The sequence below is a fragment of the Aeromicrobium sp. 9AM genome, assembly GCF_902506105.1.
Taxonomy (GTDB): Bacteria; Actinomycetota; Actinomycetes; order Propionibacteriales; family Nocardioidaceae; genus Aeromicrobium.
On sequence record NZ_LR733304.1, the window covers coordinates 2,540,244 to 2,563,222 of the forward strand.

Annotated in this window: 23 protein-coding genes and 1 riboswitch; of the genes, 12 read left to right on the top strand and 11 right to left on the bottom strand. The window is 69.7% G+C overall.

Going from position 1 to position 22,979, the window contains the following annotated elements; translation table 11 throughout:
* The first annotated feature begins 9 nt into the window (after window positions 1–9).
* Together BOSE46_RS19045 and BOSE46_RS19050 are read left to right on the top strand one after the other, a co-directional pair.
* A complete protein-coding gene (locus BOSE46_RS19045; RefSeq protein ID WP_159541728.1) occupies window positions 10–357 on the top strand; it encodes a hypothetical protein in 348 nt (115 codons plus the stop codon).
* The gene (locus BOSE46_RS19050) at window positions 354–1,766 is read left to right on the top strand and encodes an amidase (RefSeq protein ID WP_159541729.1); all 1,413 of its coding nucleotides are present in this window, start codon (window positions 354–356) and stop codon (window positions 1,764–1,766) included. The genes BOSE46_RS19045 and BOSE46_RS19050 overlap by 4 nt, the downstream gene beginning before the upstream one ends.
* Here BOSE46_RS19050 and BOSE46_RS19055 read toward each other — a convergent pair.
* The 4 genes from BOSE46_RS19055 to BOSE46_RS19070 all read right to left on the bottom strand — a co-directional run bounded on the left by BOSE46_RS19055 (window position 1,763) and on the right by BOSE46_RS19070 (window position 5,440).
* Window positions 1,763–3,742 carry a reprolysin-like metallopeptidase gene (locus tag BOSE46_RS19055; RefSeq protein ID WP_159541730.1) on the bottom strand — a complete coding sequence of 660 codons (1,980 nt, stop codon included), beginning with the start codon at window positions 3,740–3,742 and terminating at the stop codon, window positions 1,763–1,765. The two genes, BOSE46_RS19050 and BOSE46_RS19055, sit on opposite strands and share 4 nt — an antisense overlap.
* Before the next feature lie 97 nt (window positions 3,743–3,839).
* Complete coding sequence (locus BOSE46_RS19060; protein ID WP_159541731.1) at window positions 3,840–4,235, bottom strand: VOC family protein; 396 nt, start codon at window positions 4,233–4,235, stop codon at window positions 3,840–3,842.
* Between the two features lie 60 nt (window positions 4,236–4,295).
* Window positions 4,296–5,063, bottom strand: coding sequence for a type I methionyl aminopeptidase (gene map / locus BOSE46_RS19065; RefSeq protein ID WP_159541732.1), 768 nt, complete (start codon window positions 5,061–5,063; stop codon window positions 4,296–4,298).
* Entirely contained in the window at window positions 5,060–5,440 is a 381-nt protein-coding gene (locus tag BOSE46_RS19070) for a hypothetical protein (RefSeq protein WP_159541733.1), read from the bottom strand. Before BOSE46_RS19070 ends, map begins: the two co-directional genes overlap by 4 nt.
* 222 nt (window positions 5,441–5,662) lie before the next feature.
* On the opposite strand from BOSE46_RS19070, the gene BOSE46_RS19075 reads away from it, so the two are divergent.
* From BOSE46_RS19075 to BOSE46_RS19090, 4 genes are read left to right on the top strand one after another with little or no spacing between them, the layout of a single operon-like run.
* A complete protein-coding gene (locus BOSE46_RS19075) occupies window positions 5,663–6,580 on the top strand; it encodes an ABC transporter ATP-binding protein (RefSeq protein ID WP_159541735.1) in 918 nt (305 codons plus the stop codon).
* A gap of 1 nt (window position 6,581) precedes the next feature.
* The gene (locus tag BOSE46_RS19080; protein ID WP_159541737.1) at window positions 6,582–7,325 is read left to right on the top strand and encodes an ABC transporter permease; all 744 of its coding nucleotides are present in this window, start codon (window positions 6,582–6,584) and stop codon (window positions 7,323–7,325) included.
* A 17-nt stretch (window positions 7,326–7,342) separates the two neighbouring features.
* Window positions 7,343–8,623, top strand: coding sequence for a sensor histidine kinase (locus tag BOSE46_RS19085; protein ID WP_236551804.1), 1,281 nt, complete (start codon window positions 7,343–7,345; stop codon window positions 8,621–8,623).
* The gene (locus tag BOSE46_RS19090; RefSeq protein ID WP_159541741.1) at window positions 8,616–9,248 is read left to right on the top strand and encodes a response regulator transcription factor; all 633 of its coding nucleotides are present in this window, start codon (window positions 8,616–8,618) and stop codon (window positions 9,246–9,248) included. Before BOSE46_RS19085 ends, BOSE46_RS19090 begins: the two co-directional genes overlap by 8 nt.
* 76 nt (window positions 9,249–9,324) lie before the next feature.
* Here BOSE46_RS19090 and BOSE46_RS19095 read toward each other — a convergent pair whose 3' ends face one another.
* Genes BOSE46_RS19095 through BOSE46_RS19105 form a run of 3 tightly spaced genes read right to left on the bottom strand, consistent with a single transcriptional unit; the run spans window position 9,325 to window position 11,802 of the window.
* Window positions 9,325–10,125 carry an SDR family oxidoreductase gene (locus BOSE46_RS19095; protein ID WP_159541743.1) on the bottom strand — a complete coding sequence of 267 codons (801 nt, stop codon included), beginning with the start codon at window positions 10,123–10,125 and terminating at the stop codon, window positions 9,325–9,327.
* Window positions 10,126–10,127: 2 nt separating this feature from the next.
* Entirely contained in the window at window positions 10,128–11,342 is a 1,215-nt protein-coding gene (locus BOSE46_RS19100) for an acyl-CoA dehydrogenase family protein (protein ID WP_159541745.1), read from the bottom strand.
* A gap of 1 nt (window position 11,343) precedes the next feature.
* The gene (locus tag BOSE46_RS19105; RefSeq protein ID WP_159541747.1) at window positions 11,344–11,802 is read right to left on the bottom strand and encodes a MaoC family dehydratase; all 459 of its coding nucleotides are present in this window, start codon (window positions 11,800–11,802) and stop codon (window positions 11,344–11,346) included.
* A gap of 106 nt (window positions 11,803–11,908) precedes the next feature.
* Between BOSE46_RS19105 and BOSE46_RS19110 the strand changes: the two genes are divergently transcribed.
* Window positions 11,909–12,421 carry a hypothetical protein gene (locus tag BOSE46_RS19110; protein ID WP_159541749.1) on the top strand — a complete coding sequence of 171 codons (513 nt, stop codon included), beginning with the start codon at window positions 11,909–11,911 and terminating at the stop codon, window positions 12,419–12,421.
* Here BOSE46_RS19110 and BOSE46_RS19115 read toward each other — a convergent pair whose 3' ends face one another.
* The 4 genes from BOSE46_RS19115 to BOSE46_RS19130 all read right to left on the bottom strand — a co-directional run bounded on the left by BOSE46_RS19115 (window position 12,422) and on the right by BOSE46_RS19130 (window position 16,773).
* Window positions 12,422–13,123 carry an energy-coupling factor transporter transmembrane protein EcfT gene (locus BOSE46_RS19115; RefSeq protein WP_159541751.1) on the bottom strand — a complete coding sequence of 234 codons (702 nt, stop codon included), beginning with the start codon at window positions 13,121–13,123 and terminating at the stop codon, window positions 12,422–12,424.
* Between the two features lie 79 nt (window positions 13,124–13,202).
* A complete protein-coding gene (locus BOSE46_RS19120; RefSeq protein ID WP_159541753.1) occupies window positions 13,203–14,594 on the bottom strand; it encodes an ABC transporter ATP-binding protein in 1,392 nt (463 codons plus the stop codon).
* Window positions 14,595–15,212, bottom strand: a complete 618-nt coding sequence (locus tag BOSE46_RS19125; RefSeq protein ID WP_159541755.1) for an ECF transporter S component — start codon at window positions 15,210–15,212, stop codon at window positions 14,595–14,597.
* Window positions 15,202–15,311, bottom strand: a riboswitch (TPP riboswitch). Its footprint overlaps the gene before it by 11 nt.
* A 79-nt stretch (window positions 15,312–15,390) precedes the next feature.
* Window positions 15,391–16,773, bottom strand: a complete 1,383-nt coding sequence (locus tag BOSE46_RS19130; protein ID WP_159541757.1) for an FAD-binding oxidoreductase — start codon at window positions 16,771–16,773, stop codon at window positions 15,391–15,393.
* A 30-nt stretch (window positions 16,774–16,803) separates the two neighbouring features.
* On the opposite strand from BOSE46_RS19130, the gene BOSE46_RS19135 reads away from it, so the two are divergent.
* The 5 genes from BOSE46_RS19135 to BOSE46_RS19155 all read left to right on the top strand — a co-directional run bounded on the left by BOSE46_RS19135 (window position 16,804) and on the right by BOSE46_RS19155 (window position 22,976).
* Window positions 16,804–17,472: a GPP34 family phosphoprotein gene (locus BOSE46_RS19135; protein ID WP_159541759.1), complete on the top strand. Its 669-nt coding sequence runs from the start codon at window positions 16,804–16,806 to the stop codon at window positions 17,470–17,472.
* A gap of 34 nt (window positions 17,473–17,506) precedes the next feature.
* Window positions 17,507–18,052 carry an NUDIX hydrolase family protein gene (locus BOSE46_RS19140; RefSeq protein WP_159541761.1) on the top strand — a complete coding sequence of 182 codons (546 nt, stop codon included), beginning with the start codon at window positions 17,507–17,509 and terminating at the stop codon, window positions 18,050–18,052.
* Window positions 18,049–18,501, top strand: coding sequence for a GNAT family N-acetyltransferase (locus tag BOSE46_RS19145; protein WP_159541763.1), 453 nt, complete (start codon window positions 18,049–18,051; stop codon window positions 18,499–18,501). Before BOSE46_RS19140 ends, BOSE46_RS19145 begins: the two co-directional genes overlap by 4 nt.
* Before the next feature lie 131 nt (window positions 18,502–18,632).
* The gene (locus BOSE46_RS19150) at window positions 18,633–19,820 is read left to right on the top strand and encodes an MFS transporter (RefSeq protein WP_159541765.1); all 1,188 of its coding nucleotides are present in this window, start codon (window positions 18,633–18,635) and stop codon (window positions 19,818–19,820) included.
* 111 nt (window positions 19,821–19,931) lie between these two features.
* Window positions 19,932–22,976 carry a heterodisulfide reductase-related iron-sulfur binding cluster gene (locus BOSE46_RS19155; RefSeq protein ID WP_159541767.1) on the top strand — a complete coding sequence of 1,015 codons (3,045 nt, stop codon included), beginning with the start codon at window positions 19,932–19,934 and terminating at the stop codon, window positions 22,974–22,976.
* The last annotated feature ends 3 nt before the right edge of the window (window positions 22,977–22,979 follow it).

Consider the following 22,979-nt stretch of genomic DNA (forward strand, 5'->3'; position numbering starts at 1 on the left):
GATGAGGCCATGGATCCCTTCAACGTGCACACTCAGGCAGCCGAGCTCCTCGAGACCGCGCGGGACAGCACCGCCGGACGAGCGGCCTACATGCCCGTGGGAGGCCCCGGCACCGAGATGACCCAGACGGTCATCGCGTTGGCAGGTGGCTTCCAGCTCGACGAGCACGAGAACCCCGGCGAGGCGACGGTGCTGGTGCTGTCCGGCGAGGTCGAGCTCGGCTCGGGCGACTCGGTGTGGTCGGGGTCCGAGGGCGATCTGCTCGACGTACCCGATGCCAGGCACCACCTGCTGGCCAAGAGCGACGCGACGGTGCTGCTCACCTCGGTCAAGCGCCGGTCCGGCCTCACCGCGTGACCGAGCTCCACGAGCTCGACGCGACCGCGCAGGCCGCCGCGCTCCAGGCCGGGGAGGTGTCGTCGGTCGAGCTCGTCCAGCACCACCTCGACCGCATCGACGCGCACGGCGCATCATTGGGCGCGTTCGTCACCGTCACCGCTGAGCAGGCGCTCGTACGTGCGGCAGAGGCCGACCGGCAGCTCGCGTCGGGCCAGGCTCCCCCGTTCGCCGGTGTGCCGACGGCGTTCAAGGACCTGACCTTCACCCGGGACACCCCGACGTCGATGGGCTCAGCGGCGATGCGCGACTTCGTGCCGGGCGTCAACGCGTACGTCGTGGACCTTGTGGAGGCGGCCGGTTTCATCAGTCTCGGCAAGACCAACACCCCGGAGTTCGGCCTCTCGTCCTACACCGACAACGACGTCATCGGCCCGGCCCGTACGCCGTGGGACCCGAGTCGCAACGCGGGCGGGTCGAGCGGCGGCGCGGCAGCCGCGGTGTCGGCGGGACTCGTCCCGGTGGCGCAGGGCAGCGACGGTGGCGGGTCGATCCGCATACCGGCGAGCGCGTGCGGGATCTTCGGCTTCAAGCCCAGCCGGGGGCGGGTCAGCGCCGGTCCGGTCGGCTCGGACTGGAGCGGGCTGGCCGGCGACGGTCCCCTGACTCGCACCGTGCGGGATGCCGCCGCGCTGCTCGACGCGATGGCGCACCCCGAGCCCGGCGACGTGCGGCCGTTGCCGGAGCCGACGATCCCGTATGCCGAGTGGGCCCGCCGTTCGCCCAGGCCCATGCGCATCGCTCGTTGGTCGAAGACCCATCTCGCCGGCATCGAGCCGGGACCCGACGCGGTCGAGGCGTGGGAGGTGACGAGCCGGCTGCTGGAGTCGCTCGGCCACGAGGTCTTCGACATCGACAACCCGTTCCCGCAGGAGCTCGAGCCGCAGTTCAACGTCATCTGGTCCAGCGGCATCGCGTCGGCGGCCATCCCACCCGAGGCCGAGCCCGTGCTGCGACCCAACACCCGCTACTGGCGCGATCGCGGCCGCGCCTCGACGGCGATCGAGCTCACCCAGGCGTTGCAGTATCTCGAGCTGACGACGCGGCAGGTCGTCACGGACCTCCAGGCGTACGACGCCTTCCTGACCCCGACCCTGGCGCTGCCGCCGCAACCGGTCGAGTGGTTCAACGAGTCGGGCGACCCGGTGGAGGACCACCACCGCGAGCTGCTCTTCACGCCCTACACCGCGCTCTACAACATGAGCGGGCAACCGGCGGCGAGCCTGCCGCTGCACTGGACGGCCGACGGGCTGCCGGTCGGCGTGATGCTCGCGGGGCTGCCGGGTGCGGACGGCCCATTGTTCAGCCTCTGCGCGCAGGTCGAGGAGGCCGCGCCATGGCAGGATCGCCGGCCGCCCGGCTTCAGCTAACGCTTGACGACGGCAGTGCTCGACGAGCCGCGCGACTTGGTGACGTAGCCGGCTCGCCTGCCGGTCACGGTCACCGTGATGCGCTGACCCACGCGGGACTTGGAGATGACGTATGTCGAGCGCGTCGCCCCGGAGATGTTGTGGCCGTTGGCCCGCCACTGGTAGGTCCACGACGGTGTTGGGCTCCACGTCCCATGATGCGCGCTCAAGGTGCGGCCGACCTTCGCAGTTCCGGTGATCGTCGGCGTCACGGTCGTGAAGATGCCGCGTTCGACGAAGACACCGTCGGACGTCCGGCGAACGGTGAGGCGCCCCGCCTTCGCTCCCTCGACCCGCACAGCCAGGGTCCTGCCGTAGGTGGTCGCCTTGTACGTCCGGGCGGTCGCGCCGGCGATCGGTGTCTCGTTCGACAGCCACTGGTAGGTGAATGCCGTGCCGGGCTCCCACGAACCCTCCTGGGCGGTGAGGTACTTGCCGACCTGCGCGATGCCGGTGACGGTGGGCTTGGAGGACTGTAGGAACGGTCCGTCGAGCGTCACGTTGATGTCGGCTACGGATGCAGTTGCGCTCACCACGTCGATCCTGATGTTGCCGGTGGGGCTCACGTACGACTCGCCGGTGCCGAACGAGGTCTGGACCGAGTTGCTGTCGATCCGTTTGGTCATCAGCAGGTTGACCGGCCCTGTGGTTGCGCCCTCCGAGGTGAGACGAGAGACGACCACGCCGGGCTTGAACGGCGCGTTGCTGTCGTCCCCGAGGTCTTCGGAGTAGTTCGGTCTGGCATAGACCGTGTTGGAGTCCAGGCCCGTGGCCGACCGGTACTGGACGACGAGCTTCTCGCCCGTGAAGGGATCGGTGATCTCTGCCGCTCGGATGCCGGTGGTGCTTGCCCGCGGCATGAGATGCACGTGGGTCACTGCCTTCTCAGTCGCGTCGACGGGGAGCGTCACCGACTGGACCTCCGTGGCGTCGGTCAGGCCGAGCCGCTGCCGGAACACGGTGTCGACCACCGACGGATTCGGGCCGGGGTTACCACCCAGGGCTGACGCCATCACGCTGTACGCGTCGCCGTACTCGTCGACGTGGCAGTTGGTGGCTCCGTCGGTGTTGCAGTACTCGATGTTGGCGTGGCCCAGGCCGACGTTGTGGCCGATCTCGTGGGCACCGATCTGGAACTCGGCTCCGCTCGCGGTCGCCACTGCGGACTTGCCGCCGGACGACAGCGACGTGCCGACCGTGCCGATGCCGCCCCCGCCACAACCGGGGAGGAGCACGATCAGGTGGTCTGGAGTCGAGCCATCGAACGGGAGGCCGAACTTGGCAGCCGCCTCGTCCCAGATGGCGTCGGAGCCGGCCTTGCTGACACACGTCGATGCATTGTCGGACTGGTAGATCACCGGAGTCGGTGTCGGCGACCAGGTGATGAGGCTGGTGCCGGCCGAGTTCTTCGACTGCTGGTTCCAGTAGCCGGTGATCTGGTCGGCCCGCGCCGAGGCCTGCTGCGCAGTCATGGTCGGGAGGGTCGTGCCGACGACAGCGACATACGCGTGGTGGACGGTCGCCACCGGTGCGGCGGCGACAGCGGCCGGGGTGATGGTGGCTGCGGCGACCGGTTGCGTCGCCGCGTCGGTCACGACCAGGTCGCCGGCAATCCGACCCCCCGTGGGCAGGGCGGTGCCGCGGGTCGACACGGGAATCGTGTCGCCGTCTGTCGTGACGATGGCCTGGGACTGCTCCGCGCGGCGGCCGTCGAAGGACTCGCCGATGGTCGTCTGGACCGTGCCCTTCACGGCGATCGTCCGGCGACCGTCGTAACGCGGGTCGTCGTACGACAGGACGCCCTTGGCCGAACGATGGACGCTGGGTCGCGGGTCGGGCGTCTCGGCGTGAGCTGCCGGGCTGCCGACAGTCAGCGCCGGCACGGCGACGCAGAGCGACGCAAGTGCGACGAGCCGTGGGAGTGCAGCTCGGTTCACCGGAGACCTTTCGGGATCACCTGGGATTTTACGGGGATTCCGGGCCCTGCAGGCCGTTTTGGCTGACTTGGATCAGCTGGCTCTGCTCAGCGGCTCGTCAACCACCGAGCGTCGCAAGCTCCTCAGCTGTGAATGCTCGGAGGACGTCGAACTCATTGCCCTCGGGATCAGCCATCCCGACCCAGGTGACGTCGTCGCCCTGACCGACGCTGATCCGGCGCGCTCCCATCGCCTCGAGCCGCTCGACCTCAGCGGCCTGGTCAGTGGGCCGCAGGTCGAGGTGCAGCCGGTTCTTGACCGTCTTGCCCTCGGGCACCTTGAGGAACAGCAGGTCGGGCACCACGCCGTCCTCCGGGCTGCCTTCCGGCGGCTCGAGGACCGTCTCGTCGTCGCGCTCGAGGGTGATCCGCCACCCCAGGACCTCGGCCCACCAACGCCCGAGCATGATCGGATCGGAAGCGTCTACACACGCACACTGGATTCTGATCGCCATCGTCGAAGCCTGTCACATTCGGGTCGACGACCACAGGCTCCGCACGTATGTCGTGCTGCCTCAGCCGCGTGCGGTCATGACGATCGGGTCACCGTCCGTGATCGCGATCGTGTGCTCGACGTGGGCGCCGCGCGAACCGTCAGCGCTGCGGATCGTCCAACCGTCGTCGTCCATCACGATCTCGTCGGTCGTGTGGAGGAACCAGGGCTCGATCGCAATCACCAGGCCCGGCTTGAGCGGGAAGCCGCGGCCGGCTCGTCCGTCGTTGGCGATGTGCGGATCGCCGTGCATCGTCCGGCCGACACCGTGACCGCCGAACTGCGTGTTGATCTTGAGCCCGTGCGAACGACCCACGTCACCGATGGCCGCCGAGATGTCGCCGACCTTGTTGCCTGCGCGAGCGACCTTGATCGCGGCATCGAGCGCTTCCTGGGCGTTGGCGATGAGGCGTACGTCCTCCTCACGCGGCGTGCCGACGATGACGCTGAGCGCCGAGTCGCACACCCAGCCGTCGACGGAGGCGGCGAAGTCGAAGCTGACGAGATCGCCGTCGCGCAGCTTGTACTGGTGCGGGAGCCCGTGCAGGACGGCGTCGTTGACCGAGGTGCAGAGCACCTTGCCGAACGGCATCGCACCGAACGACGGGTGGTAGTCGATGTAGCAGGACTCGGCGCCGCGGTCGCGGATCATCTGGTGCGCGAGGGCGTCGAGGTCGAGCAGGTCGACGCCGACGTCGGCTGCTTCGGAGAGCGCGGTGAGGACGGACGCGACGAACCGTCCCGCCGGCCGCATCTCGTCGACCTGCGTGGGCGTGAGGAGCTCGATCATCGATGACCTTCCGTGGTGATCGGGGCAGGACGGGAGCCAATGAGTGCCAGGACCAGGCCGGCGACGCCGGCCGCGGCGGTCAGTGAGCTGCCGAAGATCTGCCCGGCAGGTGCGCTGAACGCCGACGAAGCGGCGAGCGCGCCGCCCAGCAGGGCAGCCGCGACGGCGGCGTGCTCGCGAGGAGTGTGGTCGCGGCGGACGCTCCACAGCTGGTAGATGATGCCGGCACAGATGAGCGCCGCGGCGATCACCGCAACGCGACCCGTGGTGGCGGCAGGCTTGCTCAGATCCGAGCCGGCCACGAGGTCGACGACGTAGGCGACCAGCACGACCGCTCCCGCGATCGTCGCGATCTGCAAGGCGCGACCGGCCTTCATACGTGCTGCCTCGTGTGTTGTCTCATCGGCGCCAAGCGTACGCGGAGGGCTTGGCGCAACTCCCCGCGAGTGGCGCAATATGGCCAGGCCCAGGGCCTCCGAGCTGACCACACTGCGCCACTCGCGGGGGTTCTGCGCCCGTCCTCGAGCAGCCATCTGGTTGACCGGAACCGAGCCGAACGGGCGATGTGCCGAGCGCACCGGCTCGACGAGGCTGGAGCCATGAACATCATCGACGTACGCGGACTCCGCATGACGTACGGCACCAAGGTCGCCGTCGACGGCATCGACCTCCAGGTCGACGAAGGCGAGATCCTCGGCATCCTCGGTCCGAACGGAGCGGGCAAGACCACGACGGTCGAGTGCATCGCGGGCCTCCGCCGCCCCGACGCAGGGAGCATCAGCGTCGCGGGGCACGATCCGTACCTCGAGCGCGCGGCCGTCACACCGATCATGGGCGTGCAGCTGCAACAGGCCGGACTGCAGGGCAAGCTCACGGTCCGCGAGGCCCTCGAGCTGTACACATCGTTCTACGCGCACCCCCGTGACGGGCTCGAGCTGGTGGAGCGACTTGCTCTGGCCGAGTCGCTCGACGTCCGGTACGCGAAGCTGTCGGGCGGCCAGCAGCAACGCCTCGCCATCGCCCTGGCACTGATCGGACGGCCGCGCATCGCGCTGCTCGACGAGCTGAGCACTGGCCTTGACCCACGATCGCGCAGGGATGTCTGGGACCTCGTCGACGAGGCGCGCGCGGGCGGCACCACCGTGATCTTGGTGACCCACCTGATGGAGGAGGCGCACAAGCTCTGCGATCGGCTCGCCCTCGTCGACCGCGGCCGGATCACGGCGCTCGACACCCCCGACGGCCTGGTCGCCCGGTCTGCTGCGCCCACGATCATGGCCTTCACCCCGTCCCGCACGGTCGACAACAGCGTGCTGTGGGACCTCCCGGGCGTGACCGACGTACGCCGTCACGGGGACCGCATCGAGCTGTCCGGCGACGACGACTCGGTGCACGCCACCCTCGGCTGGCTGGCGCGGCACGACATACGCGCCGGCCGGCTCCGCGTCACCGAGTCGACGCTCGACGACGCCTACCTCGACCTCACCGGCGAGCCCGTCCTGACGGAGGAGAACTGACATGAGCACCCCTGCACGCACCATCCTGCGTACCGAGTCGAAGCTGTTCCTGCGCGAGCCTGGCTCCTTGTTCTGGATCGTCGCGTTCCCGACCCTGCTCGTGGTGATCCTCGGCAGCATCCCCTCGTTCCGTGATCACTCCAAGGATCTCGGCGGCGCCAGGGTCATCGACCTCTACATCCCGATCTCGATCCTGCTGTCCGCGATCATGGCGTCGATCCAGTCGATGCCCGGAGTGCTCGCCGGCTATCGGGAGCAGCGCGTGCTCCGCCGGGTCGCTACGACTCCAGCACGCCCAGCACACCTGCTCGCCGCCCAGTACGTCCTGCACGGCGCGGCCGTCGCGATGTCGGCGGTCCTGGTCCTGGTCGTCGGTCGTGTTGTGTTCGACGTACGGCTGCCCGGATCCGTCGGACCGTACGTCCTGGTGCTGGCGCTCGCCCTGCTCGCCTGCCTGGCGATCGGTGGGGTCGTCGGTGGCCTTGCGCCGACGGCCCGGATCTCGAGCGCCATCGGCACGGTCGTGTTCTTCCCGATGATGTTCACGGCGGGTCTGTGGGCCCCGGTGCAGACCATGCCGCACGGGCTGCGCACCGTCGTCGAGCTCACGCCCGGCGGGGCGGCGGCGCGCGGCATGGACCAGGCCGCCCTCGGGCACTGGCCGGCTGCACAGTTCCTGCTGGTGCTCGTCGCCTGGGCTGTCGTGGCGGCTGGTGCGGCTGCGCGATACTTCAGGTGGGAGTGACGAACGGGGTGATGCGCGTGTCGAACGGTCCTGCCCTGCTGGAGCTGCCCAACGGCCGGCCCGGCAACGTGCAGCTTGCGTGGTTCCTGCGCCGCGGCCCGTACGTCCTGCTCGTTCTGGGCTCGATCGCTGCAGCACTGAGCGTCGACAGCATCGGTACGAGCGAGGCCGGGGTCATCGCCATGGCCGTGCTGGTCCCGACGCTGGCCGCCCTCCACTGGATCTGTGCCGACCGGCGGTGGGTCGAAGGCAACCTGCAGGACGGTCTCGGCCGCTTCTACGTGGTGACCCGCACCGTGGTGGCGTTCGTCATCACGTGGCTCAACCCGTTCTTCTCGATCTTCGCCCTGATCGGCTACTTCGACAACCAGCTCTACGTGCCGCGGCGGTGGGGCATCGCCATCCTGCTCGGCACTGCCGTGACGATGGCCGGCGCGCAGTCGGGCGGGCTGCCTCCCGACGGCGCGCTGCAGCTCGTCCTGTTCCTCGGGCTGCTCGCGCTCAACGGCGTCCTGACCGTCGTCATGACCAACGCAGATGCTCATGAGGCGGAGATCGCCGAGGAGCGCAACACGACGATCGCGATGCTCGAGGAGGCGAACGTACGTCTCGAGCAGGCCCTGGCGGAGAACGCCGGCCTGCAGGCGCAGCTGGTCCAGCAGGCCCGCGAGTCCGGGGTCCACGACGAGCGCGAGCGCCTCGCCCTCGAGATCCACGACACCATCGCGCAGAACCTGACCGGCATCGTGACGCAGCTGCAAGCCGTCACAGACACGACCGACGACGCGGCCGGGCGCGATCACGTCAAGCGCGCCGCCGACCTCGCCCGGGAGGCCCTCGGTGAGGCCCGCCGATCTGTGCAGGGACTGCTGCCGCTCCGCCTCGACAGCACCGACCTCGTCGACGCGCTGGCCCACCTGACCCGCGACTGGTCAGCGGCCACCGGCATCGCCGGCGACCTCGTGGTGACCGGAGAGGCCGAGCCGTTGCACCAGGACATCGAGGCCACGGTGCTGCGGATCGCGCAGGAAGCGCTGACCAATGTCGGCAAGCACGCTCAGGCACGACGCGTCGGCGTCACGCTGTCGTACACCGACGACGAGCTGGTCCTCGACGTACGCGACGACGGCCTCGGCTTCGACCCCGGAGCGGCACCGACGCCCGACGGCCACGGTGTCGGCCTGCACGGCATGGAGCAGCGCGCCGCCCGGGTCGCCGGGGCGCTGGTCGTGGAGTCCGAGCCCGGAGCCGGCACGGCCATCTCGTTGCGCGTGCCATCGGTGGTGCCGCATGGCTGAGGCGATCCGGCTGCTCCTGGTCGACGACCACCCGGTCGTCCGCGACGGGCTGCGCGGCATGTGCGAGTCGTCGCCGGACTTCGAGGTCGTCGGCGAGGCGGGCGACGGCGTCGAGGCCGTCGCCCTGGCCAAGGAGCTCGACCCCGACGTCGTGCTCATGGACCTGCGCATGCCCGGCGGCAACGGCCTCGACGCGATCGCCGCCCTCGCCTCGTCCGGCAGCCGCGCGCACGTCCTGGTCCTCACGACGTACGACACCGACCGCGACATCATGGCCGCGCTCGATGCCGGCGCGACCGGATACCTGCTCAAGGACGCGCCCCGGGACGAGCTGTTCGCCGCGATCCGCGCGGCTGCCGCGGGCGAGTCGGTGCTCTCACCCGCGGTGGCGACGCGCGTGGTCTCTCGCGTGCGTACGGCCGGATCGGAACCGCTGAGCGGACGCGAGACCGACGTGCTCGCGCTGGTCGCCAAGGGTCGCTCCAACCGCGAGATCGCCCGTGCCCTGTTCGTCAGCGAGGCCACCGTCAAGACCCACCTCGGTCACGTCTACGCCAAGCTCGGGGTCAACGATCGCGCCTCGGCGGTCGCCACGGCGTACGACCGCGGCTTGCTCGGCGGCTGATCCCCGCGACTGGCGCACTGTGGTCAGGTCGAGGGCTCCAAGAGTGACCACACTGCGCCACTCGCGGGGGTTTGGGTCAGGACTCCAGGCTGGAGCGGAAGCGTTGCATGCCGGCGATCCAGTGATCCGTGTCGGCAGCCTTGCGGGCGTACATCGTGCCGACGTCGGGGTGCGGCAGGGCGAAGAACGTGCCGGCCTCGACGGCCTGCAGCAGGACGTCGGCGACGGCAACCGGCGACAACGTCTCGCCTGCGGAGACGACCGACTTCATGCCGAGCCGGGCATCGCCGACCGCACTCGTCTCGCCCTCGACCAACATGTCGGTGCGTACGCCCATGGGGCACAGGCAGCAGACCTGCACGCCCCGGTCGCCGTACGTCGCCGCGAGCCACTCCGCGAAGCCGACGGCCGCGTGCTTGGTCGTCGAGTACGTCGGGGAGCCCAGCTGGGTCAGCAGCCCCGCGGCCGACGCCGTGCTGACGAAGCATCCCGCACCGCGCTCCAGCCACCCCGGCACCAACGCGCGGGCCGCGACGACGTGCGCCTTGACGTTGACGTCCCACGACAGCGCCCACTCGTCGTCGGTGGCCTCGAGCCCGAAGCCCTTGAAGACGCCGGCGTTGGCGAAGTACGCGTCGACCTCACCGGCAGCGTCGATCAACGCTGCCACGTGCGCAGCGTCCGAGGCATCACCGGCAACGTGCGACACCCGCCCCGGGTGTTCGCCATCGAGCCGCGCAGCCGTCTCCGCAAGCCGCGTCGAGTCGAGGTCGCCGATGACCACCGACGCGCCGCGCTCCAGCAAGCGCTGCGCGATGGCCTCGCCGATGCCGCTCGCAGCACCCGTCACGACCGTGCTCGCTCCGGAGATCTGCATCGTCAGGCGTGCTTCTTGAGCTCGGCGCGAGCCAGCGAGTTCTTGTGCACCTCGTCAGGCCCGTCGGCGAACCGCAGCGTGCGGATGCCGGCGAACCACTCCGCGAGCGGGAAGTCCTGGCTCAGGCCACCCGCGCCGTGCACCTGGATCGCCTTGTCGAGGATCCACTCCACGGTCTGCGGTGTGGCGATCTTGATGGCCTGGATCTCGGTGTGGGCGCCGCGGTTGCCCGCGGTGTCCATCAGCCACGCGGTCTTGAGCACGAGCAGGCGCAGCTGCTCGATGCGTACGCGCGACTCGGCGATCCAGTCGCGTACGACGCCCTGGTCGGCGATCGGCTTGCCGAAGGCGACCCGATCGAGCGCACGCTTGCTCATCATCTCGACCGCCCGCTCCGCGATGCCCAGCGACCGCATGCAGTGATGGATGCGGCCGGGGCCGAGGCGGGCCTGCGCGATCGCGAAGCCCTCGCCCTCGGCGCCGATGAGGTTGCTCGCCGGCACACGTACGTCGGTGAACGAGATCTCGGCGTGTCCGCCGTGGTCGCGGTCGTGGTAGCCGAACACGTGCATGCCGCGCTCGATGTCGAAGCCGGGGGTGTCGCGCTCGACCAGGATCATCGACTGCTGGCGATGGCGCTCGGCCGCCGGATCGGTCTTGCCCATCACGATGAAGATCTTGGCGTTGGGGTTCATCGCACCCGTGATCCACCACTTGCGGCCGTTGATGACGTAGTCGTCGCCGTCCTTGACGATCGAGGTCTCGATGTTGGTGGCGTCGGACGAGGCGACCTTGGGCTCGGTCATCGCGAACGACGACCGGATCTCGCCGGCGAGCAGCGGCTCGAGCCACCGCTTCTTCTGCTCCGGCGTGCCGAACATGTGCAGCACTTCCATGTTGCCGGTGTCCGGGGCGGCGCAGTTGACCGCCGCGGGGGCGAGCTGGATGCTGCGCCCCGTGATCTCGGCCAGCGGCGCGTACTGGAGGTTGGTCAGGCCGGCACCTTCGTCACCCGGCAGGAAGAAGTTCCACAGCCCGCGCTTCCTGGCCTCGGCCTTGAGGTCTTCGAGGATCGCGGGCGGCGACCAAGTGTCCGCCTTGATCGCGGCCTGCATCTGCTCGTGCGCGGTGGGCTCGGCCGGATAGATGACCTCGTCCATGAACGCTTCCATCTGGCCGATCAGGTCCTGCGTCCTGGCGTCGTAGGCGAACTCCATCTCACGCACCTGCCATGACGTAGACGACCTCGGCGACGCACGCGGGCTTGTCCGCACCGTCGATCTCGATCACGAAGCTGACGACGGCCTGTGTGCCGATCGCGATGTCGGCGGTCTCCTTGAGCGTCGCGGTGGCCCGCAGCTTGGCGCCGACCGGCACCGGGTTGGGGAAGCGCAGCTTGTTGGCGCCATAGTTCATCCCGAACGCCAGGCCGTTGACCGAGTAGATCTGCTCCGCGAACGCCGGCAGCAGCGCCAGGGTCAGGTAGCCGTGTGCGATCGCACCGCCGAACGGACCCTTGGCGGCGCGCTCCGGATCGACGTGGATCCACTGGTGGTCGTGGGTCGCGTCCGCGAACGTGTTGACCTGTTCCTGGGTGATGGTCATCCAGTCGCTGGTTCCGAGCACCTCCCCGGCGGCTGCCTTGAAGTCGTCGAGACTGTCGAACACGCGTGGCATGAAGAACCTCCGGGGTCACTAAGCGCTTGCTTAGTTCGGCACCTTAGTACGTCCGACAGCCCGCGCGCCAGAGGGTCACCGTCCGCGGCGGCTAGGCTCCTGCGCCATGTGGGGACGCAAGAAGGACACGCAACCAACGAGCGAAGACGAGGCCGAGGGCAGCGCGGGTCTGCGGCGTCTGATCCTGTCGACCTCACCGGCGGATCTCGGCCTCACGGTCGACGCCGATCCCGAGCGGGTCTACGGCGTGCTGATGGAGACGGGGTACGACGCGGCGGTCGTCACGATCGTCTCGCTGATCGATGGCACGACGAGCATGTACATCAGCACCGGCGGCGGCACGATCGGCGCCGGTGAGCACGAGCCGGTCGCCGAGGCCACGCGAGCGTTCGTCGCGATGGCGCAGGTGTTCGTCGGGCAGACCGCGCCGACCACGACATACGACCTGCCTGCCGTCGGCCGCGTGCGATTCCAGCTGCTCACCGTCGGTGGTGGCCGCACGGCTGAGGCGGCCGAGGACGACCTCGGCCACGGGCGGCACCCGCTCTCGGCGCTGTTCCACGCCGGCCAGGACGTCATCACCCAGATCCGGCTGCTCAGCGAGCAACAGAGCAGCTGACTACGCGCCGCCGAGGCGCGCAACGATCGGCGCACAGCCCAGCACGGCAGCGCCGACCAACGCCAGACGGTCGAGAACGGTCCAGGGTGCCGGCTCGGCCCACGTACGATCGTGGGCCGTCGCGAAGCCGCGCGCGTCCATCGCGATCGACGTCGCCGAGGCCCCGCGCAGCGCCTGGACCAGCAGTGCGAACGACATGTTGGCGGCATAGCGACCGTTGGCCAGCGGGTTGCGCGAGGGCCCGAAGCCGCGCACCCGGCGTACGCGCTCGAGCTGCTGCCAAGCCAGGCCGAATCCCGTGAACTTCTGCAGCGCCGCCGCGAACGCCGCGATCAGCCGGGCCGGCAGGTGCAGGGTCTGCGCGAGGTAGTCGGCAAAGCGCGACGGGTCGACGTAGCCGGCCATGATCGACCCCGGCCCGGCCAGCACGACGATGCGCAGGCCCGCGGTGAACGCCTCCTCGACGTCGTGACCGCCGAGGCGCCACGTGGAGTAGACGATCGTCACCGCGGCGATCGCGGTGAAGCCCAGGCAGGCGAGCGGGTAGCGCCAACCGGGCAGGAGCAGCAGGCCGGCGACCGCGTACGCGCCGAGGGCGATCAGCGCGACCGGCAGGCTGCGGATCCAGAACGAGCCGAGCAGGGAGAACAGCCCGACCGACAGCTGGACGAGCGGGTTGATCCGCAGCACGACCGATCTCATGCGATGACCCCCGTGGAAGAGCAAAGATACGGAGGCCAACGCATGAACCCTGCCTCATGATTCACTCGCTGGCGCTCGCTCATGCGACCACCCCGTCGCGCATGAGGTACTCGACGTCGATCGGCAGGTCGGCGTCGTGGGTCGACAGCGCGACCGTCGCGCCGGCTGACCGAGCCGCACGGATCCAGCCCACCACGGCGGACCACGTGCTGGGGTCCTGGCCGACCGTCGGTTCGTCGAGCAGGACGACGCCCGGCCGGTGCGCCAGTGCGGCGGCGAGGGCGAGCCGGCGCTGCTCGCCACCCGACAGCCGGTACGGGTTGGAGGTCGCGAAGCGCGCGAGGCCGAACACCTCGAGCACCTGCTCCACGTCGACCGGCCGGCCCAGCCGGTGACCCGTGCGGCGGACCTCGTCGCCGACGGTCGTGGTGAGGAATCCGTGCTCGGGATTCTGCGGCACCCAGCCGACGGCTTCGGCGAGCCGGGCCGACTTCCACCTGCGGAGCTCCGGCGTCACTGAGCCGCTGCCGGGCTTGAGCAGCCCGCCCAGCACGGCCAACGCTGTCGACTTGCCGGCACCACTGGGCCCGGTGAACGCCGTCGTGGTGCCGGGGTCGATCGAGGCTGTCAGACCCGTGAGCGCCTGCGTGCGCTGCGTGCCTCGGAGCGTACGGGTGACGAGCTCCACCGACACGTCGGCGGCGGTGATCGACAGCGCCTCCTCCAGCGGGCGGACGAGGTCGGCCGGTACGTCCAACGGTGCCGGGGTCGCCATGCCCGGCATCCAGACGCCGGCCGGCGGTGGCCCGTCGAGGAACGCCTGCACGGTGCCGTCACTGACCACCTCACCGTCGGCGGACAGCACGACGACCCGGTCGACGTGCTTCAGCCACGCCCCGATGCGGTGCTCGACGACCAGCAACGTACGACCGTCGGCGGCCGTCAGGATCGAGTCGCGCACGCTGGCCGAGGTGTCGCTGTCGAGCATCGAGGTCGGCTCGTCGAGCAGCAGGATGTCCGGCCGCATCGCGAGCACGCCGGCAAGGGCGAGCCGCTGCTGCTCACCGCCGGACAGGGCAGCGCTGAAGTGGTCGCGCCCGTACGTCAGGCCCACCGACTCAAGCGCCTGGTCGACCCGCGGCCAGATCTCGTCACGGGGCATGGCGGCGTTCTCGGGACCGAACGCCACGTCGCGACCCATGCGCTCGGCCACGATCGCATCGGCGGGGTTCTGCAGGAGCAGGCCGAGCCGTCCGTCGACCTCGGCCGAGCCGCTCAGCTCGCCCGCGATCGTCGTGCCGAGGGCGCCGGCCAGGCCGTACAAGAGGGTCGACTTGCCCGCGCCGCTCGGGCCGACCAGCAGCACCCGCTCGCCGGGCTCGATCGTGAGATCCAGCCCGGCGACGACGGGGTTGCGCCGGCCCAGGGGGCGCCACGTGAAGCCCCTGAAGCGGGCCTCACCCAAGCTCACCTAGACCTCGGTGACCTGTTCGCGTCCTGCCGGGAACGCGTCGAGCACACCGGCCCTGGCCAGCGCCTTCACGAGGTAGAAGCCACCGAGACCGGCGACCACGACGCCCGAGACGACGAAGAAGCCGAGATGCGCGAGCTTGGAGCCGAAGCTGTAGTCGGGGACGTACGCGTGCCACTCGTAGAACGACTCGAGCGCACCCGCCAGCGCACCGGAGAGGGCTGCGACGACGACGCCGAACCGGCGGTAGAAGAACAGCAGGAAGATCAGCTCGGCGCCGAGGCCCTCCCAGAAGCCCGAGGCGAAGACGCTGAAGCCCCACTGCGTTCCGCCGGCGATGAACGTGGACACCGTTGCGGCGATGAACTCGGTCGCGAACGCGGCACCCGGCTTGCGGATGATCAGGCCTCCGACGACGCCGGCGGACAACCAGACTCCGCCGAGCAGGGCGCTGCTGGGCGGGTAGGAGAAGACCGCGAGGTCATGGAGCGGCTCGTAGAGCTTCCCCCAGCCCCAGAAGATGACGCCGAACGCGACTCCGAGCGTGGTGATGGTGACGAGGTCGATCGTGCGGTAATGCACGTCGAACCCGGTCCTGGACGTGGTTGCAGAACTCATCGTGACTCCCTTCGCCGGTACTAACCGGTGCAGGTTCAAGGGTCTGCGGCTGATCCGCACTCTCAGCGCCCTCTGCGTGGCGCTCCCCTGTCTTGGTGAATCGACTGTACCGCAGCCACACCGCTGGTTGAGGTGCGGAGGCCGCCCGCGGCCGAAGCCTCGAAACCAGCGGTGAGACTCATCTCCCGGTGAGCTTGTCGCCGATCCTCGCCAGGCGACTTGGCCGCGCCAGACCCTTGCCCTCACGCCGATCGGCCTCGCGATAGAGCCCGTACATCGCGCGCACGCCCAGCCAGCGCAGCGGCTCGGGCTCCCAGCGGCGCACGCCACGGTTGACCCACGGCAGGCGTACGAGGTCGGTGTCGCGACCCAGCACCAGGTCGGCGAGCGTCTGCCCCGCGAGGTTGGTCGTGGTCAGCCCGCTGCCGACGTATCCGCCGGCCCAGCCGAGCCCGGTCGAGGCGTCGAACGTGACGCTCGCGCTCCAGTCCCGCGGCACCCCGAGCACGCCGCACCACGCATGGTCGATCCGTGCCCCGCGAGCGGCCGGGAACATCCCGTGCAGGATCGAGGTGAGTGACTCGACCGTCCAGTCCTGCGTACGACCGTCGACGTCGGTGGCCGAGCCGAAGCGATAGGGGATGCCGCGACCGCCGAGCGCGATGCGACCGTCGGCGGTCCGCTGGGCGTAGCAGTACGCATTCGCGTTGTCGCCGAGGAGCTCGGCACCCCGCCAGCCGATCGAGTCCCAGACGGAGTCGGACAGCGGCTCGGTCACGATCATCGCCGAGTTCATCGGCAGCCACGTGCGCCGCTGTCCGCGGATGCCGGCGGTGTAGCCCTCGAGGCAGCGCAGGATGCGGCCCGCCCGCACGACGCCGCGATCGGTCGTCACGGCACCGGGCTCGATGCGCGTCGCGCGGGTCTGCTCGAGGATGCGTACGCCCCGGCGCTCCACCGCGGCGGCGATCCCGCTCACGAGCCTGGCCGGCTGCACGCGGGCGCAGTGCGGGCTGAACGTCGCTCCGAGCGCGCCCTCGACCTGCAGCCGGTCGCCGAGCTCTGCCGCCGTCAGCTCCCGCTGGTGGCCCTCGCCGATGCCCCACGCCTTGTCGCTCACCAGTCCCTCGTGCATACGAGCCAGCTGGGCGGCTGAGCGCGCGACGTAGAGGACGCCGTGCTTGACGATGTCGGCGTCGATGCCCTCGGTGCGGCACACCTCGATGACCTCGTCGACGGCCGACTCCATCGACGACACCAGGGCCTGCACGCCCGCCCGGCCGTGCGTCGCGGCATACCGTTCCTTGCTGCCCGACAGCTCGGCCGACAGCCAACCGCCGTTGCGGCCGGACGCGCCATATCCCGCGAACTCCGCCTCGAGCACCACGATGTCGAGGGTGGGGTCGAGGGCCGAGAGGTAGTACGCCGTCCAGAGGCCTGTGAGTCCCGCGCCGACGATGCAGACGTCGCAGTCGAGATCGCCGTCGAGACCGGGGCGCGGCTCCGGGATGCCGACCTGCTGCCACCAGAACGAGACGCCGCCGTTGATCACGGGTTCCATGCTCGCACCACGCATGGCTAGCGTGGTCGCATGACAACCGCGGAAGACCTCCTGCTGATCGTCACGGACCTCGAGAGCGGCAAGCCGCAGCTCGACTCGATGAAGGCCGATCCGGTCATCGGCGGCGCCCACCTGCTCGACCTCGTCGCCGCCGGCCCTCTCGCCCTCGAGGGTGCGGGTCGCAAGGCGCGGGTCGTCGTGTCGAGCCACGCAGCCGTCGCCAATCCGTTGCTCGAGCAGGCCTTCGCCCGCATACGCAACCGTGGTCGGCAGAGCCCGCAGAACGCCGTCACCAAGCTCGGCAAGCACGGCCGCAAGCACGTGTACGGAGCGCTCGTCGCCAAGGGGCAGATGCGTGAGCGGCCGGCGAAGGCGCTCGGGATCTTCCCCGTGAGTCGCTACGACGTCGTCGACACGGCCCGGCGCAACGACCTGGTCAACCGCATCCGGGCGAGCCTGCTCCACGACCAGCCCGCCGATGCCGAGACCGGCCCGCTGATCGGCCTGCTGTCGGCCGCCGACCTCACGAAGCTGCTGGTCGACAAGCCCGAGCGCAAGGCTGCCAAGGCTCGCGCCAAGGTCATCGCCGAGGGTGACTGGGCCAGTGAGGGCGTGCGCAAGGCGATCCAGGCGGCCCAGTCCGCGATCACCGCGGGCATCGTCGCGGCCACCGCTGCGGGTGCGGCCGGGTCGAGCTGACCCGCCGCCACCGGGCATACGACAGAATGTGCGCATGTCCGTGCGCACACCTGATCCCAATCCGGGCTGGCTCCCGGACTTCGCCCTGGACGAGACCCGGGCCCGCGTCCCGATCCTCTATGTCGAAGCCGTCCCCGTCCGCATCAACGCGCTCGGGCAGGTCGAGTCGATCGGCATCCTGCTGCGCGGCTCGTCGACGACCGGCGTCATGACCCGCACCCTCGTGTCGGGCCGGGTCATGCACGGTGAGTCCGTGCGCGAGGCGCTGCTGCGCAACCTCGCGAAGGACCTCGGCCCGACGGCGTTCCCGCAGCTGCCCCCCTCGACCGTGCCGTTCTCGGTCGCCGAGTACTTCCCGCTGCCGGGCGTCTCGACGCTCTACGACCCGAGGCAGCACGCGGTCTCCCTCGCGTACGTCGTGCCGGTCAGTGGTGAGTGCAACCCGCGCCAGGACGCGCTCGAGCTGACCTGGCTGACGCCTGAAGAGGCGGCCGAGCCGGAGGTGCTCAACGACATGGAGGGCGGCCGCGGCGCGCTGCTCAAGGAAGCCCTGGCGTCGGTCGGCGCCCTGCCTCAGTGAGCGCGCTGCTCATCCGCCCGGCCGTCGCCGAGGACCTCGAGGCGATCCTGGCGCTGACGGCAGAGGACTCGATGCACTACTTCGACGAGCCCGGCGCGGTGACCGACAACCAGCGGGCGGCGATCGAGGAGATCGTCTCGGACCAGCACCAGGACCTGCTCGTCGGCGAGATCGACGGCACTGTCGTGTGCACGGCGCAGGTCACCTGGATGCGGATGCTGAGCGCCGACGGTGGGCTCTACTGCCAGGTCGAGGCCGTACGGACCTCAGCGGCCCTGCGCGGGCAGGGCATCGGCGCGACCCTCATGGCATACATCGAGGACGAGGCCCGGCGTCGCGGAGCAGCGCGGATGCAGCTGACGACCAACCGCGAACGCGTGCGGGCCCATGCGTTCTACGAACGCCTCGGTTTCGTCGGCAGCCACGTCGGGATGAAGAAGTACCTCTGACCTATCGCGCACCTTGAGCTGGGGGTCCCCCACGAGCTCTGCGAGTAGGGGGAGCGAAAGGTCCTCTCGACAAGCTCAAGGGCCGAATACGATAGTCTGCATACTGAGACGATTCGTATCAGGATGTGGACATGGCCGAGCAGCGCACGCCCAACCGCTGGCTCATGCTCGCCGTCTCGATGGTCGGCCAGATCGCCGGCACGATCTATGTCAACGGCGCGCCGTTCCTGATCCCCTACCTGCACCTCGAGCGCGGGCTGAGCCTGGTCGAGGCCGGCACGATCGCCGCGGCGCCGCTCACCGGGACGATGTTCACGCTCGTCCTGTGGGGACTCGTCGTCGACCGCATCGGCGAGCGGGCGGCGATGACGGCCGGGCTGGCGATCGTCACGATCGGCGCCCTCGGTGCGAGCCAGAGCGACTCGTTGGTCGGCCTCGGGCTGTGGTTCCTCGTCGGCGGCATCGGCGCGGGCAGCACCAACTCGGCGAGCGGCCGCGTCGTCGTCGGCTGGTTCCCCGCACATCGCCGCGGCACGGCCATGGGCATCCGCCAGACCGGCCTGCCGCTCGGCGTCGGACTCGCGGCCCTGCTCGTGCCCAACGTCGTCAAGGCGCACGGCCTGTCCACGACGCTGCTGCTCATCACGGCGATCTGCGCCGCCGCCACCGTCCTCTGCGCCGTCCTGATCGTCGACCCGCCGAGACCGACCCGCAGCGAGGCGGCGGACCTCGGGCACCTCGACAACCCGTACACGCGCGACTCCCGCCTGTGGCGGATCCACCTCGCCTCGGCACTGCTCGTCGTCCCGCAGTTCACCGTCTGGACCTACATGCTGGTGTGGCTCATCGACGACAAGGGCTGGTCGACGTTCGCCGCCAGCGCCCTGGTCGCGTCGACGCAGCTGCTCGGCGCGGCGGGCCGTATCGGCGCCGGGTGGTGGTCCGACCGCGTCGGCAGCCGCCTCGGCCCCATGCGTACGGTCGCGATCGCGGCAGCCGCCACGATGCTGTCGCTGGGCCTGCTGTCCGGTACGCCGCTGGCGATCGCGCTCATCGTCATCGCGACGGCGGTGACCGTGGCGGACAACGGTCTCGCCTTCACCGCGGTCGCCGAGATCGGCGGGCCGTACTGGTCGGGCCGCGCGATGGGCCTGCAGAACACGGGGCAGTACGTCGCCTCCGCCCTGGTCCCGCCCGTCGTCGGCGCCCTGGTCTCGGGGCGCGGCTACGGCTTCGCGTTCGCGCTCGTCGCGGTGTTCCCGCTGGTCGCGATCCCGCTCGTCCCGGTGCGCGGAGAGCACCCCGAACACACCGTGTGACCTGCGCCGCACCGCTCTCGTTTGGCTGGCCTAACTGCGCATCATGGTTACTGACGGGTTAATGTCAGCCGTACTGTCACGGTCATTCCGTACTTCTGGGAAAGGGCTCCCATGCGTGTCGTCGCCATAGTCGTGTCGCTTGCCATCACCGCCGTCGCGGTCGCACTGGCGGTCAAGGCCGTCAGGGACATGGTCGCCGTGATCCGCAAGGGTCAGCCGGCGATCGGGCGCACGGACAACAAGGGCGCCCGCTGGGCCAACATGTTCAAGGAGACGCTGGGCCACACCCGCATGCTCCAGTGGCAGTGGATCGGCATCATGCACTGGTTCGTGTTCGCCGGCTTCATCTTCCTGAGCTCGATGGTCCTCGGCGCCTACTTCCAGGTCTTCGACGCGCACCAGGCGCTCCCGATCATCGGCCACTGGGTCGTCTACGAGTGGCCCGCAGAGGTCCTGTCGTGGCTGACCCTGATCGGCATCGTCTACCTCATCGCCGTACGCCAGAAGAACCACCCGCGCAGCCTCGGGCGCAAGTCGCGCTTCTTCGGCTCGACGTTCTGGCAGGCGTACTTCGTCGAGACCATCATCTTCGTCGTCGTGCTATGTGGCTTCACGCTGCGCACGCTCGAGTACGCCATGGAGAAGGCGCACGGCGCTGACGACCTCACGTTCCACTACCCGCTGACGTTCTTCCTCGGCGACCTGTGGGACGGCCTCTCGGTCGACACGATGGAGACCCTCGTCTACACGATCGCGATGATCAAGATCGTCGTGTCGATGACCTGGCTCATCACGATCGCCCGCAACATCACGATGGGTGTCGCCTGGCACCGGTTCACCGCGTGGTTCAACATCTGGTTCAAGCGCGAGTCGGACGGCTCGACCGCGCTGGGCGGCCTCGAGCCGATCTACATCAAGGGCAAGGCGCTCGACCTCGAGGACATGGACGACCTCGAGGAGGAGGACTTCGCCAAGCTCGGCGTCGGCAAGGTCGAGGACTTCACCTGGAAGGGCATCCTCGACTTCACGACGTGCACCGAGTGCGGCCGCTGCCAGAGCCAGTGCCCCGCGTGGAACACCGAGAAGCCGCTGTCGCCCAAGCTGCTCATGATGGGCCTGCGCGACCACGCGTACGCCAAGCTGCCGATCCTCGGCCAGGACGAGGAGACGCTGACCGACGAGCAGAAGACCGAGCTCGAGCGCCCGCTGATCGGCAACGCCGAGGCGTACGGCGTCATCGACCCCGACGTGCTCTGGTCCTGCACCAACTGCGGCGCCTGCGTGCAGCAGTGCCCCGTCGACATCGAGCACGTCGACCACATCGACGACATGCGCCGCTTCCAGGTGCTCGTCGAGTCCAACTTCCCGGCCGAGCTCAACAACATCTTCAAGGGCCTGGAGCGCAAGGGGAACCCGTGGGGCATGGACCCCAAGGGCCGCATGGACTGGGCCAAGAAGCTCGACTTTGAGGTCAAGCAGGTCGGCGTCGACGTCGAGGACCTCGACGAGGTCGAGTGGCTGTTCTGGGTCGGCTGCGCCGGCGCGTTCGAGGACCGCGCCAAGAAGACGACGCAGGCTGTCGCCGAGCTGCTCGACATGGCCGGCGTGACCTTCGCGGTCTTGGGTGATGGCGAGACCTGCACGGGCGACCCCGCGCGCCGCGCCGGCAACGAGATCGTCTTCCAGCAGCTCGCGATGCAGAACGCCGAGGTGTTCAAGGAGACCAAGGTCAAGAAGGTCGTCTCGACCTGCGCCCACTGCTTCAACACGCTCAAGAACGAGTACGCCGAGTTCGGCGTCGAGCTCGAGGTCGTGCACCACACCCAGCTGCTCAACCGGCTCGTTCGCGAGGGCAAGCTGACCCCGGTCGCGCCCACCGCGGAGACCGAGACCAAGAAGATCACCTACCACGACCCGTGCTTCCTGGGCCGTCACAACCAGGTCTACGAGCCGCCCCGCGAGCTGCTCAGCGTCATCCCCGGTGCCGAGTTCACCGAGATGCCGCGCAACTCCGAGAAGTCGTTCTGCTGCGGCGCCGGTGGCGCCCGTATGTGGATGGAGGAGACCCTCGGCTCGCGCATCAACGTCAACCGCACCGAGGAGGCCATCGCGACCGGCGCCGACCAGATCGCCGTCGGCTGCCCGTTCTGCCGCGTCATGCTCTCGGACGGCCTGACCCTCAAGCAGTCCGAGGGTGCCGCCCGCGAGGAGGTCGAGGTGCTCGACGTCGCGCAGATGCTGCTCGCCGGCGTCAAGCGTGCGCCGTCGGCCGAGGAGACGGCCGCGGTCGTCGCCGAGGCCGAGGCCGCCACGTCCGCCGAGGCTGAAGCCGCGACGGAGTCGCCCGCCGGGCCCTCATCGGGCTCCGGCGGACCCGACGAGGTCACGGACACCGACAAGGCCGCCGCAGCCGCGAGCAACATCGACGTCGACGACGCCGGATCGCGTACGGGCGACGCTCCAGAGGCTCGCTCCGACGAGACCGCGCCGCCTGCTCCGGAGCCGGTGAAGGCGGAGGCTCCCGACTCGGAGGCCAAGGCCGATCCGGCCGAGGAGGCCGAGCCCGACGCCGAGGACAAGGCCGACGAGTCGATCAGCAGGACCGAGGACGTCGGGCCGGCAGCCGAGGCCACCGCGACCGAGGACGAGAGCACGCCGGTTGAGCCTGTCGAAACCACCACCGAGGCTTCGACAGGCTCGACGTCCGACGACTCGGCGTCCGATGCCGAGCCGGCTGACGACCGCGACGCCAGCGAGAAGGAGAAGGCGGCCTGGGCCAATGTCGGGCCGGTCAACACCGACCTGACCCCCGACTCCTCCGGGAAGGATCCCGGCGACACGACCGATCCGGAGACCGAGTCGGTGCCCGAGGAGTCCGACAGCGAGCCGGAGATCCCCGCAACCAAGACGCCGGACGAGTCGCCGGCCGAAGAGGTCACCCACGTGCCAGACGAGACCGAGCCGGTCGAGGAGGACGCCCGCGAGGAGGAGGCCGGCATCATCCCGGTCGAGGACGCCGAGTCCACCGCAGATCCGGTCTCCGACGACGCCGCACCACTCAGCGACGCCAACCCCAGCGGCGCCGACCTGAGCAAGGCGGCCGGCGGCGCGACGGACGAGGCGGCCGACGAGGCCGACGGCGAGACCAAGTCCTAGCAC